General features: G+C 44.6%; 16 protein-coding genes. 10 read left to right on the forward strand and 6 right to left on the reverse strand.

Annotated features, from left to right (window positions below; genetic code table 11):
- Positions 1 to 34: 34 nt before the first annotated feature.
- From ygfK to WKT01_RS11940, 8 genes are all read left to right on the forward strand, one after another.
- Positions 35 to 3,028 (forward strand): putative selenate reductase subunit YgfK, encoded by a 2,994-nt coding sequence (gene ygfK / locus WKT01_RS11905; protein ID WP_340312491.1) that lies wholly within the window; start codon positions 35 to 37, stop codon positions 3,026 to 3,028.
- A gap of 57 nt (positions 3,029 to 3,085) precedes the next feature.
- Positions 3,086 to 3,853 (forward strand): selenium cofactor biosynthesis protein YqeC, encoded by a 768-nt coding sequence (yqeC, locus tag WKT01_RS11910; protein WP_340312492.1) that lies wholly within the window; start codon positions 3,086 to 3,088, stop codon positions 3,851 to 3,853.
- Positions 3,850 to 5,229: a selenium-dependent molybdenum cofactor biosynthesis protein YqeB gene (gene yqeB / locus WKT01_RS11915; RefSeq protein WP_340312493.1), complete on the forward strand. Its 1,380-nt coding sequence runs from the start codon at positions 3,850 to 3,852 to the stop codon at positions 5,227 to 5,229. Before yqeC ends, yqeB begins: the two co-directional genes overlap by 4 nt.
- Complete coding sequence (gene xdh / locus WKT01_RS11920) at positions 5,226 to 7,787, forward strand: selenium-dependent xanthine dehydrogenase (RefSeq protein WP_340312494.1); 2,562 nt, start codon at positions 5,226 to 5,228, stop codon at positions 7,785 to 7,787. Before yqeB ends, xdh begins: the two co-directional genes overlap by 4 nt.
- Before the next feature lie 437 nt (positions 7,788 to 8,224).
- Positions 8,225 to 9,055 (forward strand): molybdate ABC transporter substrate-binding protein, encoded by an 831-nt coding sequence (gene modA, locus WKT01_RS11925; RefSeq protein ID WP_270395646.1) that lies wholly within the window; start codon positions 8,225 to 8,227, stop codon positions 9,053 to 9,055.
- Between the two features lie 32 nt (positions 9,056 to 9,087).
- Positions 9,088 to 9,762: a molybdate ABC transporter permease subunit gene (modB, locus tag WKT01_RS11930; RefSeq protein ID WP_270395645.1), complete on the forward strand. Its 675-nt coding sequence runs from the start codon at positions 9,088 to 9,090 to the stop codon at positions 9,760 to 9,762.
- 3 nt (positions 9,763 to 9,765) lie between these two features.
- Positions 9,766 to 10,806, forward strand: coding sequence for a sulfate/molybdate ABC transporter ATP-binding protein (locus WKT01_RS11935; protein WP_282924114.1), 1,041 nt, complete (start codon positions 9,766 to 9,768; stop codon positions 10,804 to 10,806).
- A gap of 4 nt (positions 10,807 to 10,810) precedes the next feature.
- Positions 10,811 to 11,152 carry a winged helix-turn-helix domain-containing protein gene (locus tag WKT01_RS11940; protein ID WP_059070121.1) on the forward strand — a complete coding sequence of 114 codons (342 nt, stop codon included), beginning with the start codon at positions 10,811 to 10,813 and terminating at the stop codon, positions 11,150 to 11,152.
- Positions 11,153 to 11,321: 169 nt separating this feature from the next.
- Here WKT01_RS11940 and WKT01_RS11945 read toward each other — a convergent pair whose 3' ends face one another.
- Positions 11,322 to 11,624, reverse strand: a complete 303-nt coding sequence (locus WKT01_RS11945; protein ID WP_059070119.1) for a hypothetical protein — start codon at positions 11,622 to 11,624, stop codon at positions 11,322 to 11,324.
- The gene (locus WKT01_RS11950; RefSeq protein ID WP_282924113.1) at positions 11,614 to 12,732 is read right to left on the reverse strand and encodes a CdaR family transcriptional regulator; all 1,119 of its coding nucleotides are present in this window, start codon (positions 12,730 to 12,732) and stop codon (positions 11,614 to 11,616) included. The genes WKT01_RS11945 and WKT01_RS11950 overlap by 11 nt, the downstream gene beginning before the upstream one ends.
- Before the next feature lie 133 nt (positions 12,733 to 12,865).
- On the opposite strand from WKT01_RS11950, the gene WKT01_RS11955 reads away from it, so the two are divergent.
- A complete protein-coding gene (locus WKT01_RS11955; RefSeq protein WP_059070115.1) occupies positions 12,866 to 13,270 on the forward strand; it encodes a NifB/NifX family molybdenum-iron cluster-binding protein in 405 nt (134 codons plus the stop codon).
- Positions 13,271 to 13,501: 231 nt separating this feature from the next.
- On the forward strand, positions 13,502 to 13,999 hold the full coding sequence (locus WKT01_RS11960) for an ABC transporter substrate-binding protein (RefSeq protein WP_282924112.1): 498 nt from the start codon (positions 13,502 to 13,504) through the stop codon (positions 13,997 to 13,999).
- A 110-nt stretch (positions 14,000 to 14,109) separates the two neighbouring features.
- Here WKT01_RS11960 and WKT01_RS11965 read toward each other — a convergent pair whose 3' ends face one another.
- From WKT01_RS11965 to WKT01_RS11980, 4 genes are all read right to left on the reverse strand, one after another.
- Positions 14,110 to 14,337 (reverse strand): type II toxin-antitoxin system MqsA family antitoxin, encoded by a 228-nt coding sequence (locus WKT01_RS11965; RefSeq protein WP_059070111.1) that lies wholly within the window; start codon positions 14,335 to 14,337, stop codon positions 14,110 to 14,112.
- 5 nt (positions 14,338 to 14,342) lie between these two features.
- A complete protein-coding gene (locus WKT01_RS11970; RefSeq protein ID WP_008974978.1) occupies positions 14,343 to 14,654 on the reverse strand; it encodes a DUF4258 domain-containing protein in 312 nt (103 codons plus the stop codon).
- A 141-nt stretch (positions 14,655 to 14,795) separates the two neighbouring features.
- A complete protein-coding gene (locus WKT01_RS11975; RefSeq protein WP_270396331.1) occupies positions 14,796 to 14,918 on the reverse strand; it encodes a hypothetical protein in 123 nt (40 codons plus the stop codon).
- A 39-nt stretch (positions 14,919 to 14,957) separates the two neighbouring features.
- Positions 14,958 to 15,202: hypothetical protein (locus tag WKT01_RS11980; protein ID WP_340312507.1), on the reverse strand; the 245-nt coding region annotated here is incomplete at its 5' end.

The raw sequence follows: 15,202 nt of genomic DNA on the forward strand, positions 1-15,202 counted from the left end.
AAATTGGATAAAAAAGGATATTGGAGGAAAGAATATGAGTGATATAATGAGACCGATGGCTTTTGACCAGTTATTAGAATGGATCCTGACGGAAAAGAAACAGGCAGGCACAGTATTTGGAGAACACCATCCCTATTATGCGGATGCAAAATATAACAGGACACTTTTTGGACGTCCTCTTGAGACGCCTGTCGGACCGGCAGCAGGTCCTCACACACAGCTGACCCAGAACATCGTAGCTGCGTACTATACGGGAAGCCGTTTTTTTGAACTGAAGACTGTACAGGTGATGGACGGAGCAGAATTATCGGCCTGTGTCAATAAGCCGTGTATCAAGGCGGACGACGAATGTTATAACTGTGAGTGGTCGACGGAACTTTATGTGTCTGAGGCAATGGAAGAATATATCAAGGCATGGTTTCTTCTAAAAGTGTTATCTAAAGAATTTGCCTTGGGCAGTATGGATGGTTTCCAGTTCAACATCAGTGTAGGATATGACTTGGAAGGGATCAAATCTGAGAAGATCGATCGCTTTTTGAACACTATGCAGCATGCGCAGGAATCCGCGATTTTTAAAGAGTGCAAGTCTTACCTGTTAGAGCATGTGGATCTGTTTGCTCATGTGACAAAAGAAGATATTGAAGGGATTTCTGGTGATATATGTAATTCTGTTACAATCTCCACACTGCACGGATGTCCTCCGCAGGAGATCGAGAAGATCGCCATGTATCTGATCACGGAAAAGGGCTTTCACACGTTTATCAAGTGCAATCCGACTCTTCTGGGATATGAGTATGCCAGAAAGACAATGGATGAAATGGGATATGATTACGTTGCCTTCGGTGATTTTCATTTTCTGGATGATCTGCAGTATGAAGACGCAGTCCCGATGCTTACAAGGCTTGTGAAAGTGTGCGAGGAGCGCAATCTGGAATTTGGCGTGAAGATTACAAATACATTCCCGGTAGATGTAAAACAGAAGGAACTGCCCAGTGAGGAAATGTACATGTCAGGAAAATCCCTGTATCCGCTGTCCATCTCCCTGGCAGCAAAGCTGGCAGAAGAATTTGACGGAAAGCTTCGCATCTCTTATTCCGGCGGAGCGGACTATCACAATATCAAAGGAATCGTAGAGGCAGGTATCTGGCCGGTAACAGTGGCGACGACACTGCTAAAACCAGGTGGATATGATAGAATGACGCAGATTGCGTCACTGCTGCAAAAAGAAGGGGACGTGTTTGAAAAAGTCAATGCAGAAGCCACAAGCAGACTTGCAGAAGAAGCTAAGACAAGTCCCTATCATGTAAAAGCGGTTAAACCGCTTCCTTCCAGAAAGATGAAAAAGCAGGTGCCGCTGTTAGACTGTTTCGTCGCGCCATGTAAGGAAGGATGTCCGATACATCAGGATATTCCGGCGTATCTTCAGCTTGTAAAAGAGGAAAAATATGAAGAGGCCATGAAGGTGATCACAGAAAAAAATCCGCTTCCATTTATCACAGGCACGATCTGCGCACATCCGTGTATGGGAAAATGTACCCGTAATTTTTACGAGGATCCGGTACATATCCGTGCGATGAAACTGGTGGCAGCCAAGCACGGATACGATGCGTTGTTTGAGAAAATACAGACACCGGCTGTTACAAGTAAAGGAAAAGCAGCGGTGGTCGGAGGCGGTCCGGCAGGTATGGCGGCAGCGTACTTTTTAAGAAGGGCGGGCATGTCCGTTACTTTATTTGAGAAGACAGGCTCTCTTGGCGGCGTAGTACGTCATGTGATCCCAGAATTTCGTATCTCTTCAGAGGCGATCGACAAAGATCAGGCCCTGCTTGAGAAAATGGGTGTAGATATCCGTCTGCATACAGAAATAGACGGTGTGGAAACACTGAAAAAACAAGGTTATACATCGGTGATCCTGGCAGTAGGCGCATATGAACCTGGTGTGTTAAAACTGGAAGCAGGCGAGACGGTAAATGCTTTGGAATTTCTGTCCAGATTTAAGGAGACGGAAGGAAATATAGATATCGGGAAAAACGTTGTCGTTATCGGCGGCGGCAACACGGCAATGGATACCGCAAGAGCAGCGAAGCGCGCAAAAGGTGTGGAGCACGCATATCTCGTATACAGAAGGACAAAGCGGTATATGCCGGCAGATGAAGAAGAGTTGGTCCTGGCAGTGGAAGACGGAGTGGAATTTATGGAACTGCTTTCTCCTGTAAAGCTGGAAGATAAAGGGTTGCTCTGTGATGTAATGAAATTAGGAGATTTTGACAGTTCCGGGCGAAGAAGCGTTATTCCGACAGGGGAGCAGAAAGTGATCCCTGCAGATACCGTGATCGCGGCGGTAGGGGAAAAAGTACCGTCTGCTTTTTATGAGGCTAATGGTATCCGTGTCAATGAACGGGGCAGAGCATTCGTCAATGAAGAAACATTGGAGACAAGTGTTTCCGGCGTCTATGTGATAGGCGACGGACTTTACGGACCGGCAACAGTGGTAGAGGGGATCCGTGACGGAAAAAAAGCGGCGGAGGCGATCATCGGCGCGGCATTGTGCAAGGAAACAGAAATAAAGACAGAGGAGACAGTCATCTATGAGAGAAAAGGAAATCTGTCCGATCTGCATTCCGACAAAGAAGAAAGCGGCAGATGCTTAAGCTGCTCTGCTATATGTGAGAACTGTGTGGAAGTCTGTCCGAACAGGGCCAATCTGTCCATCCGTGTTCCGGGAATGGAAAAACATCAGATCATCCATGTAGATTATATGTGCAACGAATGTGGAAACTGCAGAAGTTTCTGTCCGTATGACAGTGCGCCTTACCTGGATAAATTTACACTTTTTGCAGATGAGAAAGATATGGCGGACAGCAAGAATCAGGGCTTTGCCGTATTGGACAGAGAAAAGATCAAATGCGCGGTCAGATTTATGGGCGAGACTCTCATCTGGACAAAGGGAGAAAAGACGCATATTCCGGAGGCTTTGTTAAGGCTGATGGAAGCAGTCTGCACAGACTATGCTTATCTTCTCAGATAAGAAGCATTTTATAAAACAGTATGATCCGACTGTGATTTTACAAGGGCAAGAAACGGTATGAGGCGAATAGACATACGATATAAAAGAGGACAAGATTGGTGCAGAACAGATTCACTGCTTGAGATCACGGGGGCGGCATATATGGATGCCCCGGTGATCTCTGTAGTCGGAGCAGGCGGAAAGACGACAACGATCTGGCGGATGGCAGAAGAATTTGTGAAGCGGAACAAACCGGTGATCGTCACGACGACGACGCATATGAAAAAAGAAACATTTCCGTGGTTTTTATGCGAGCCTTCTGTAGGTGAGATGGAAAGACTGCTGGAAGCGTATAAAAAAGTGTGCGTAGGTGTTCCGGCCGAAAATGGGAAAATACAAAGTGTACCTAAGGAGTTCCTGGGAGAAATCTTGAAGCTGGGACGCCCGGTTTTGATCGAAGCAGACGGAGCAAAGCATATGCCTGTAAAAGTCCCGGCGGAGCATGAGCCTGTGATCTTGCCGCAGAGTACGCATGTATTTGCTGTTTATGGAATGGACGCAGTGGGAAGTACGATAGAAGAGGCATGCTTTCGCAGGAAAAGGGCAGAAATACTTTTGCGGAAATCCGGCAAAGAAAAGATTACTGCACAGGATATTGCGATGTTGGTTTCATCAGAATATGGAGGCAGAAAAAATTGTCCGCCGGACACAGGATACTGGGTCATTTTGAATAAAGCGGAAGGCGCATCCCGCCTTGCGGCAGCAGAAGAAATCTGTTGGATACTGCAAAGAGAAGGAATAAAAAATGTACTTGTGACGGGTGAAGGAGTGCAAAGCAGAACATGAAAATATTGATAAAGGGTGCGGGAGATCTGGCAACGGGGATCGCATCCAGGCTGTATGGATGCGGACATCAGATCGTGATGACAGAATTGGAAGTTCCCCTGACAGTGAGAAGAAGCGTGGCGTTGTCCAGAGCAGTCTATGAAAAATGTGCACAGGTAGAAAATATGACGGGGATCTGCGCAGGTTCACGCAAAGAGATAGAAGATATTTTGGAAAAAGGAGACATCCCAGTCGTTGTAGACGAGAAAGCAGAGACACGCTTTTGGTTTCGCCCAGATGTAGTGATAGATGCGATCTTGGCAAAAAGAAATTTGGGAACTTCCATTATGGATGCGCCCCTCGTGATCGGAGTAGGACCGGGCTTTACGGCAGGAGAGGACTGTCACTGCGTGGTGGAGACAAAACGGGGGCATACGTTGGGAAGCCTGATTTGGCAGGGAAGCGCTATTGCGAATACAGGAGTACCCGGAGAGGTGGGAGGCTATACGACGGAGAGGCTGATACGCGCGTCGGCGGATGGGATCATGGAGCCGAAGGTACAGATCGGGCAGCAGGTAGAAAAAGGACAGATCGTGGCGGTGACAGGAGGAATTCCGGTCTTTGCACAGATGTCCGGGATCGTAAGAGGTATGCTGCAAAGTGGTGTCTGGGTCAGACAAGGGCTGAAAATAGGGGATATCGACGCAAGAAGTGACGCAACCCATTGCATTTCTATTTCTGACAAGGCACGTGCGATAGGGGGAGGCGTCTTGGAGGCAGTCAGCAGGTTTGAACATATGAACGGGCGCTTTGCGATCGTTATTTTAGCGGCAGGCAAAGGAGAGCGATTCGGTGAGAATAAGCTTAAAGTCTCATTTTCTGACAGTATACTCTATGAGATCATGCTGCAAAAAGCGGCCGCTTTTTCCGGGTATCCTGTCATTGTGGTGACGGGATATGAGGAGATAGAAAAAGCAGCGGAGCAAAAAGGGTTTTTCGTAGTAAGAAATCAAGAGCCGGAACAAGGGATTTCCCGTTCTGTAAAGCTAGGGCTGGAAAAAGTGTTGGAGATAGACAGCACGATACAGGGAGTGCTTTTTACAGTATGCGATCAGCCGAATTTGAAGATCTCGACGATACAGAGGATCTTCAACGAGGCGTTCTGCCATCCCGGGCAGATCGTCTGCGCCGGTGAGGATGGAGAAACGAGGAATCCGGTTTTGTGGGATAAAAGAGACTTTCCTGCACTTTTGACTTTGACGGGAGATAGCGGAGGAAGGCAAATATTAAAACACCACTTAAACAGGGTGCGGATTATAGAAACAGAAAAGGGAGAACTTTTGGATATCGATCGTCCAAAAGACCTGGAATGTTTAAGAAAGGAAGTGGGTGTATGATCACTGTTCTAGTAAACGGGAAGAAATATGAAGTGGAGAAGGACAAAAAATTGATGCGATTTCTGCGGGATGATCTGCATCTTACGTCTGTAAAAGACGGATGCAGCCAGGGCGCATGCGGGACATGTACAGTTCTTGTAGAGGGAAAAACGACAAGAGCTTGTATACCAATGCTTTCTAAAGTAGAAGGAAAAGAGATCCTGACGGTGGAAGGGCTAAGTGACAGGGAAAAAGAGGTGTATACGTATGCCTTTGCCACTGCGGGGGCAGTACAGTGCGGTTTCTGTATTCCAGGGATGGTGATGTGTGCCAAGGGTCTGCTTGATAAGACTTCTGATCCTTCCCGGTTAGAGGTGATCGCGGCGATACGAAATAATATCTGCCGCTGCACTGGGTATAAAAAGATTATCGAAGGAATCCTTTTAAGCGCAAAGATTTTCAGAGAAAACTTGGATGTTCACGAAGAAAGTGGAAAAGTGACGGTAGGACAGGCAATGCAGCGGATTGATGCCAAAGAAAAAGTGACAGGTACCGGAGAATATCCGGATGATATTTATCTAGAAGGGATGATCTACGCAAGCGCAGTACGCTCCGAATATCCGCGGGCGAAAGTGCTTGCGATCCATGCAGAGGAAGCACTTGCCATGGACGGAGTGATCGGGGTCTATACGGCGCAGGATGTGCCGGGAAATGTCAAGGTAGGACACTTAAAACAGGACTGGGATACGATGATTCCTGTGGGTGGTATCACGCATTATCTGGGCGATGCGATATGCCTTGTGGCGGCGGAAAATCAGGAAATACTGGAAAATGCTAAAACGAAGATCAAGATTGATTACGAGGTGCTTACGCCGGTTTTGGATCCTTTTGAGGCAATGCAGGAAGGCGCTCCTCTTGTGCACAGTACGGGAAATGTGCTGGCACATGAACATCTGGTGAGAGGAAATGCGGATGAGGTGATCGCAGCGTCGAAATATAAGGTTACAAGACATTATGAGACGCCTTGGACAGAGCATGCATTTTTGGAACCGGAATGTGCGGTGGCAATGCCTTTTGATGATGACGGTGTATTCATTTATTCTAGTGATCAGGGAACCTATGATACACAACATGAATGTTCTATCATGCTGGGGCTTCCACCGGAAAAAGTGATCGTGGAAAATAAGCTGGTAGGCGGTGGTTTTGGAGGTAAAGAGGACGTCAGTGTGCAGCATCATGCGGCTTTGGTTGCCTACTTAACGAAGCGGATCGTGAAGGTAAAACTTTCCAGACAAGAAAGTATCGTAGTACATCCTAAGCGTCATCCTATGTGGATGGATGTTACGACAGCTTGTGATGAAAATGGATATCTGACGGCTATGAAGGCAGTCGTTGTCTCTGATACAGGCGCATATGCTTCTCTTGGAGGACCAGTTTTACAGCGTGCCTGTACACATGCGGCAGGGCCGTATAATTTCCAGGTGATCGATATTGATGGGAAAGCAATCTACACGAACAATCCACCTGCAGGAGCATTCAGAGGATTTGGCGTGACGCAGACTTGCTTTGCTTCTGAAAGGAATTTAGATCTTTTGGCGGAACTGGTGGGGATATCACCGTGGGAGATACGGTACCGGAATGCGATACGTCCAGGGCAGGTTCTGCCAAACGGACAGATCGCAGATGCGTCTACCGGTGTGGCAGAAACACTGGAGGCAGTTAAGGAAGTCTATGAAAGTGAGCCTTATGCAGGTATCGCATGCGCTATGAAAAACGCAGGGGTCGGAGTAGGGCTTCCCGACTGGGGACGCTGCCGGCTGCTTGTAAAAGGAGGTAAGGTGCAGATCCATGCAGGTGCTTCTTGTATTGGTCAGGGACTGGGGACCGTATTGACACAGGTCATTTCCGAGACAGCAGGTCTGACATTGGAAGAAATAGAATACTGCAGACCAAATACGGCAAATTCACCGGATTCAGGAACAACTTCAGGTTCCCGGCAGACGCTGATCACCGGAGAAGCAGCAAAACGTGCCTGTCAGGAATTGAAGCAAGATTTAGAGAAATACGCACTTTCAGAGTTGGAGGGGAAAGAATATTACGGAGAATATCTTGCCAAGACGGATAAAATGGGCAGTGATGTGCCGAATCCGGTTTCCCATGTGGCTTATGGCTATGCCACACAAGTGTGCGTATTGAATGAAGACGGAACGGTGAAAAAGATTGTTGCCGCTCATGATGTGGGGAAAGCAGTAAATCCTGTCAGTGTAGAAGGGCAGATCGAGGGCGGAGTAGTTATGAGCCTGGGGTACGCGCTGACAGAAAAATACGAACTGAAAGACGGGTATCCGGTATCCAGATACGGAACTCTAGGACTTTTTAAGGCAGATAAGGTGCCGGAAGTGGAGCCGATCATTGTAGAAAAACCAGGAGTGGAGGTCGGATACGGTGCTATCGGTATCGGAGAGATCACATCCATCCCGACAGCGCCGGCTGTTGCAGGAGCATACTACAAATGGAATCACGATTTCCAGACAAAACTGCCTCTGACCGGGACACCTTATGAAAAGAAGAAAAAGTAGGGAGCAGATAACGTTTTAATTTTACTCATCCGATTTCACAGGAAATAGGAGAATCTTCAAGGAACAGGAAGCGGAGGTTGTCATCTAGAAGACAGCCTTCCTTTCTGTTTTTTGTGTTATAGACACCTAATGCCACCGGCAGCAAAAGGGTGATTTCTTATAATGCATATGTTATTTAACTGCCGGTGGTATTATATTGGGACAAAAGTTAAATCTTTTGCTAGACAATAGGATGTAGGTAATATTTCAAGTTGTTTTTAAAAATAACTTGATGTATAATTAAAATATACCTTATCGGGCGAAGCCCGCCTGCCTGCAAGGCATGTATTACGGGATGCCCGGATGGGTATACCTTATCGGGCGAAGCCCGCCTGCCTGCAAGGCATGTATTAGGGGATGCCCGGATGGGCAGAGAATATACATACAGGAGGAAACGTATGAAAAAGAAAAAGATGACGGCAATTTTATTGACTGTGGTTCTGATAGGGATGTTGGCTGCAGGCTGTGGATCTGATCAAAATGGGAAGAAAGAGGTTCCCGAGGATACGCAGAAGAAAAGTAAAGAAGAACCAACGGAACTTTTGATCGCAGCTGCGGCAAGCCTGGAATATTCTTATGAGGATGAATTGATCCCGATGTTTGAAAAGGCAAATCCGGATATCACGGTGAAAGGAACCTATGACAGTTCGGGGAAATTACAGACACAGATCGAAGAGGGAATCGAGGCGGATATTTTTATGTCTGCCGCGGCAAAGCAGATGAATGCGCTAGCAGAGGAGAACTTAGTGGATAAAGACTCGATTGTAAATCTGCTGGAAAATAAGATCGTACTCATTACTCCTGCAGATACAGAACTTGAACTGAAGGAATTCACCGATATTACAAAAGCGGAGACGATCGGCATTGGCGATCCCGCGAGTGTGCCGGTGGGACAGTATGCCCAGGAATCTTTGACAAATCTGGGATTATGGGAGGCAGTATCTGAGAAGGCAAGTCTCGGCACAAATGTGACAGAAGTGCTGAACTGGGTAGCAGAGGGAAGCGCAGATGCAGGTATCGTATATGCGACAGACGCAGCTACGACAGACAGAGTCAAAGTAGTGGCGGAGGCGCCGGCAGACAGCCTGGCAGAACCGGCCATTTATCCGGTAGGCATAGTCACTGCCTCAAAAAACAAAGAAGCAGCACAGAAGTTCGTAGAATTTCTGCAGAGTGAAGAGGCTGTCAAAGTATTTGAAGAATACGGTTTTATCGAATATAATAAATAGAGAAAAATAAGAAGTACAAAGGGGAAGGATCAATGGAACTGTCACCAATTCTGATCTCGCTGAGAACGGCAACAGTATCTATCTTTATTACATTTTTTCTGGGGATGGCTGCTGCCTACGGAGTCGTGCGTATGCGTCATGAAAAATGGAAAATGCTGTGTGATGGGCTTTTGACCCTTCCCCTTGTGCTGCCTCCGACAGTGGCCGGATTTTTCTTACTGTATATATTTGGCATAAAGCGTCCGCTGGGACAGTTTTTTTTAGAGTTTTTCGGTGTGAAGATTGCCTTTTCCTGGGGCGCTACGGTACTTGCTGCAGTTGTGCTCTCTTTTCCGCTGATGTACAGGTCTGCCAGAGGGGCATTTGAGCAGGTGGATGTCGACCTGCTCTATGCAGGCCGGACGTTGGGAATGTCTGAGTGGAAGATCTTTTGGAAAGTGCTGCTTCCCAATGCTATGTCGGGAATCCTGTCAGGCGGTATTCTGGCATTTGCCAGAGGTCTGGGAGAGTTTGGCGCTACAGCGATGATAGCGGGGAATATTGCAGGGAAAACGAGGACTCTTCCGTTGGCAGTCTATTCCAATGTTGCTGCGGGAGATATGCAAGGAGCATACAAATATGTGCTCATACTTGTTTTAATCTCCTTTTTTGTGGTAACTGGTATGAATTATGTAACGTATATATTCCAGAAGCATGACCGGAGGTAAGCAGTGCGTGAATTAGAAGCAGACATACAAAAAAAACTGAAGAATTTTTCTCTTGACATGCAGTTTGCCATGAGGGAAGAAATATTGGGGATACTCGGTGCTTCCGGCTGTGGAAAAAGTATGACATTAAAGGCTATAGCAGGGATTATAACGCCGGACAGCGGGAGGATCAAAACAGAGAGAACCGTATTTTATGACAGCAGATCCAAAACGAATATGACACCGCAGAAAAGAAAGGTTGGATATTTATTTCAGAATTATGCGCTCTTTCCGAATATGACTGTAAAAGAGAATATAGCAATGGGAATTCAGGGAAAAAGAGAAGAAAAACAAAAGAAAGTAGAAAAGCTCTTAGAACAATTTCAGATCAAGGGTCTGGAAAAACAATATCCCTATAAATTATCCGGTGGTCAGCAACAAAGAACAGCGCTTGCAAGGATACTTGCGTCAGAGCCGGATATTTTACTTCTGGATGAACCATTTTCTGCTATGGACAGTTATTTAAAGGAAGAACTCCAGCTGGAATTAAGAGAACATCTAAAGAATTTTACAGGATGCACGATCATTGTAAGTCATGATCGGGATGAAATATACCGGCTCTGTGATAAAACGATGGTTATGGGGGAGGGCGTGAATCTGATCTGTGGAGACACAAAGGGACTTTTTGCGCGTCCAAGGAAAATGTTGGCAGCTAGACTGACAGGATGTAAGAATATATCTAAAGCGAAACAGATAAAGGAAAATACTGTATATGCTATAGACTGGGGGGTGGAACTGAAGGTAAGGGGAAGCATACCGCAGAAGCTGGCATATGTAGGGATCCGGGCGCATGATTTTTTGCCTGTTGGTTCTTCTGAGACATGTGAAAACCGGATCCGAATACGATCGGGAGAAAGATCAGAAGCTCCCTTTGAGTGGATCTTACTCTTTCAAAACGCGGAGGATCCAAAGAAAGCGATGTGGATGAAGAGGGAACGCGGCGACAGGCAGATACCGGAATTTGTGACAGTGGATCCGGGGAAAATATTACTGTTGGAGGAATGATAAGTTGTATCCATTGGTAAAAGTTAAAGTTTATAATGAAGATTTGGTGTTTGGTCCAGGACTTACCATGCTTCTTGCCAGGATCCAAGAGACAGAATCCATGAAAGAAGCGTGCAGTGTGATGGGGATGTCCTACAGCAAAGGATGGAAGATCGTTAACCGGGCAGAAAAAGAACTGGGATATGAACTGATCAGTCGTCAGCATGGCGGCAGCAGGGGCGGAAAGTGCAAAATTACAGAAAAAGGACTCTCGCTTATGAAGCGGTATGAGAAAATGGAAGCAGAAGTGCAGGAATATACAAAAAAAATATTCCAGGATTATTTTCCGGAATATCGTTTGAACTGATCGATACTTTAGGCGAAGGCCAATGACTGCATCGCAGACTGCAGACACAGCCATTGCCTTCTGTTTTCATATATTCAGAATACTAGGAAAATATGAATCTGTTGTGACAAGAATTAGAAGAAATTCTAAACATTATTAAAAAGAAATAAAGTAAAAAATAAAAAGAAAATCATTTTGCCAGAACGGTGTGCATTGCTTCTTTTGCAGCGGAGACCCACCGTTCTTTTTGTGCCTCAAATTGCTCATGCAGCCAGGCAATCGCATTGTCCATGCCTTCTTCGGTTAATGGAAAAGAAGCGTTTTCTTTTTCCGCGTCCGGGGTCTTTTCAAAGGACCAGGGCTCTGGATAAATATAAACAGTAAAAGATTCCTTGCTTTCATCACATTGAAAAAAATACCGCATGCCGCTGTGGCTGCCTGAGAAAGGTTCTTTTTTTAACCCGCCTACGGGAATTAGTGTTTTATCGATCATTTTGTGTCTCCTTTTTTGTGTAGTCTGTGCATATTTTCACTGCCAGATAGAGCAGGACCGCATCACGGAATTTGCGGGGATTCAGTCCACATTTTTTATAAATATGATCCAGCTTATACTGCAGTGTGTTTTTGTGGAGGAAAAGCTGCTGTGCAGTCTGTAAAAGAGACATATCATTCTCAAAATAGACGGAGAGCAATGAAAGTTCTGCCTCTGTCAGTGGAAAGATCGTCCGGTTTAAATAGGCATTCCTGTTTTCAGGCGTCAAGGAAGATAAAAAGAGTTCCAATGTGAGATGATCGAAAACAGCAAAATGCAGTTTGGTATCGGATAGACTATTTAAAGCGGTTATAGCACTGGAGTAAGACTCTGATAGAGAAATACCCCGGACGGCTTTTCCAACTGCCAGACACAAACAGTCAGCGTATTTGTCAGCAAATGCTTGCAGATCGTCTGTATACTGGATAAAAGAGTCCTCTTCCATTAAGGCCAGATATTCGTTGGGATAATGATACGTATACAGTACAGTCCGCGTGCGGGAAAACAGATCCAAGATCTGCTGTTCCATTACAGGAAGGCTGTCTGGACGGTAAGCGGTACTGAGCCGGATGATAAGGATCCGTTTTTCGCTTTCCTTTCCTATATGCATTTCTTCTAAACAATGTAAGATATAGTCATAGTTCTCAAGTTTTCCACCGATGAGGGCATGGAGGATATAATGACGTTTTTCTGCCTGTGTTCTGGAAAATGCGTTGACTTCCTGCTCACGGATAAGAAGTCGGGTGATCCGTTCTGCAAGATAGGCAAATTTGCGGACTTCTTCCGGCTCTCCGCTGATACCGATCACGGCAATGATGACGTCCTTGTAGTGGACAGGGAGGTTCACTCCCTTGTACGTGCCGGAAAATTCTGTATTTGTGTCAACTTCCAGCATATTTCCTATTTGGGCCGCTTTTCGGCCGATTTCATGGAATGTACCGATACGCTGTATATCGGTACTTGCGAAAATGATCCCGGAGCAGTCGATAAAATTGACGTCATGTCCACAGACATCTTTTACAGTGTTTACAATCTGCTGTGCCAGGTCATGATCAATACTGGAAAGCATAATATTCCTCCTTTTCTAGAAACCTCTATAAAAGAGTATAAAGAAAAAAGAGAATAAATACCATAGAAAATTGCAAAAATATTTTACAGTGCTATAATAAAATAGAAGACAAATAAGAACGGAGGAGATTTTAATGAAAATAGCAGTAACCTATGAAGACGGACAGATCTTTCAGCATTTCGGACATTGTGAGGAATTCAAGGTATACGAGACAGAGGAAGGTAAAGTGCAGGCGGCACAGGTGATAAATGCAAATGGAAGTGGGCATGGTGCTCTTGCAGGATTTTTGCAGGAAAATGGAGTAGACGTACTTATCTGCGGAGGAATCGGAGGAGGCGCACGCACAGCGCTCCAAGAAGCTGGAATTCAATTGTATCCGGGCGCATCCGGAGACGCAGATGAGAACATCAGAGCGTTTCTGGACGGCAAGTTAAATTTTGATCCAGATACGACCTGCAGTCATCATCACCATGCAGAGGGAGAAGCCTGCGGCAGTCACCACTGCGGTGAAGATAAACATGGCTGTACAGGCAAATAAAGCTGTTAGTACAATGCAAAACCCGGTATAGGAACAAAAAAGAGTACCCTTTATGCTCACACGTGCATATCGCAATACAGGCCTTGTAGGCGGGCGTGCTGCGCATGCTAAGGGATTGTTCCATACCGGGATATTTTATGTCATGAAGGGAGCGGAAGCAGGCGGTGAGGAGAAGAACACTTTTGCTTTTCCGTCATATAGTATTAAGAATTGCTTTATCAGGAGGAGTTTATGAAAAAGCGTATATTTACCGCTTTAATGACTGTATCTCTTACGATGACACTCTTGTGCGCATGCGCCTCTGGAAAAGAGGAGGATGTCAAAGAAACTTCCGGCGAGATTGGCAGCCGAGAAAAAGAAAAAATGATCGATGTTACATTAAACGAGGTGGCTCATTCTATTTTCTACGCCCCGATGTATATTGCCATTGAAGAAGGGTACTTTGAAAAAGAAGGGATCAATCTGGAACTTGTTTGTGGATTTGGAGCAGACAAAACAATGACAGCGGTTATTTCCGGTGAAGCGGATATTGGCTTTATGGGATCAGAGTCTTCTATCTACACATATAATGAGGGCGCGAATGACTATGTTGTGAACTTTGCCCAGTTAACACAGCGGGCAGGCAATTTTCTCGTGGCAAGAGAAGAAATTTTGGATTTTACTTGGAAAGATGTCAAAGGAACAACTGTACTTGGAGGTCGAAAAGGTGGCGTACATATATCAATGTAAATTTAGAGAGTATTGTGATTTTATGTAACTGGGTGGATGGGATGAATAGTGCGAAGAGTATATAAAAAGAAGTGGCGGAAATACCAGCAATGATATTTCCGCCGAAATTATTAAGCTACCTGTGGATAATCGATAACTGCAATTTCCTGCATTAATTTTTTGGCCATATCAACAATCAATTCAAGGCGTTCAGCAACTTCATCTGTATAATATTTTTCTCCACACTGATCACATTCAAGGCATGGAACATTTTTAATTACAATAATACAATTTTTATAATTTACGACGTGTGTTGTTGTGCTATTGACAGTGGTACTATTTTTACAATACATACACATATCTATCACCTCTTTCTTCGAGTCTTTAAATCATCTTCAAATTTCTTTGTATCTGGGTAATATGCCGTTATGATATATATATTTATATTATCACACCCGGCAACAATATGCAAAATTCGTCCATTTACGTTATATCCAAAAATCAGGCAACTTGGATTAGGATAATCGTCAGGGTAATCTTCTATAATTTCACCAGTTGCAATTCCATTTTTTACATCGGCACGACTGATATCTCTTTCCTGCATTCGTTGCAGACAATGCTGTGTCCAGAGAATTTTTGATTCTGAACACAATTTCTGATATATTTCTAAATTCATTCGCTCCCTCCTTAACTTTGTTATAATCTATAAATATTATACATCAATTTTATTATTAACAATACATAAGAATTACGACGCTTGCCAAATAATCTCTTTGCTCTAAAATTGTGAATACTCTGTTCTGAATAGATAGGAATTTTATCTTGTGATGAAATGTATTGTTTCTTTTAATTCATCGCTAAATTCTTCTAAATCTTTCGTCGTGATTGCTCCTTCATTTAAAAGTGAAATAATGTTAGGGATGCAATTAGAACGGCTCATTCTTAACTGTACACCTGTATCTTTTTTATTGTTGCGAATTCACTCTTCTAAAGCCCAGAATTTTTCAGAAGGTTTTCCTTCACCACTCAGTAACTCAATATATTCTTTATTCAATTTATCCATATAGGCTTCTTGCCAATCTGCAATTTTTTCTCTGAACAAAGCCCAATCCTTTTTTGTAAATCCGTATTCCGACATTGTCATATTCCTCCACTTTGGCATAAGTAAATTATAGTATAAGCATTTTAGTTTCACAATACTTGTGTTTAGAAAAAATACATTTG

Source organism: Mediterraneibacter sp. ICN-202921 (genome assembly GCF_037890075.1).
Lineage (GTDB): Bacteria > Bacillota > Clostridia > Lachnospirales > Lachnospiraceae > Mediterraneibacter > Mediterraneibacter massiliensis.

Excerpts from the sequence above, each read along its gene's own strand:
- ygfK (WP_340312491.1), top strand. The coding sequence starts at position 35 with ATGAGTGATATAATGAGACCGATGGCTTTTGACCAGTTATTAGAATGG.
- yqeC (WP_340312492.1), top strand. The coding sequence starts at position 3,086 with ATGAGGCGAATAGACATACGATATAAAAGAGGACAAGATTGGTGCAGA.
- yqeB (WP_340312493.1), top strand. The coding sequence starts at position 3,850 with ATGAAAATATTGATAAAGGGTGCGGGAGATCTGGCAACGGGGATCGCA.
- xdh (WP_340312494.1), top strand. The coding sequence starts at position 5,226 with ATGATCACTGTTCTAGTAAACGGGAAGAAATATGAAGTGGAGAAGGAC.
- modA (WP_270395646.1), top strand. The coding sequence starts at position 8,225 with ATGAAAAAGAAAAAGATGACGGCAATTTTATTGACTGTGGTTCTGATA.
- modB (WP_270395645.1), top strand. The coding sequence starts at position 9,088 with ATGGAACTGTCACCAATTCTGATCTCGCTGAGAACGGCAACAGTATCT.
- WKT01_RS11945 (WP_059070119.1), bottom strand. The coding sequence starts at position 11,624 with ATGATCGATAAAACACTAATTCCCGTAGGCGGGTTAAAAAAAGAACCT.
- WKT01_RS11950 (WP_282924113.1), bottom strand. The coding sequence starts at position 12,732 with ATGCTTTCCAGTATTGATCATGACCTGGCACAGCAGATTGTAAACACT.
- WKT01_RS11955 (WP_059070115.1), top strand. The coding sequence starts at position 12,866 with ATGAAAATAGCAGTAACCTATGAAGACGGACAGATCTTTCAGCATTTC.
- WKT01_RS11960 (WP_282924112.1), top strand. The coding sequence starts at position 13,502 with ATGAAAAAGCGTATATTTACCGCTTTAATGACTGTATCTCTTACGATG.
- WKT01_RS11965 (WP_059070111.1), bottom strand. The coding sequence starts at position 14,337 with ATGTGTATGTATTGTAAAAATAGTACCACTGTCAATAGCACAACAACA.
- WKT01_RS11970 (WP_008974978.1), bottom strand. The coding sequence starts at position 14,654 with ATGAATTTAGAAATATATCAGAAATTGTGTTCAGAATCAAAAATTCTC.
- WKT01_RS11975 (WP_270396331.1), bottom strand. The coding sequence starts at position 14,918 with ATGAGCCGTTCTAATTGCATCCCTAACATTATTTCACTTTTAAATGAA.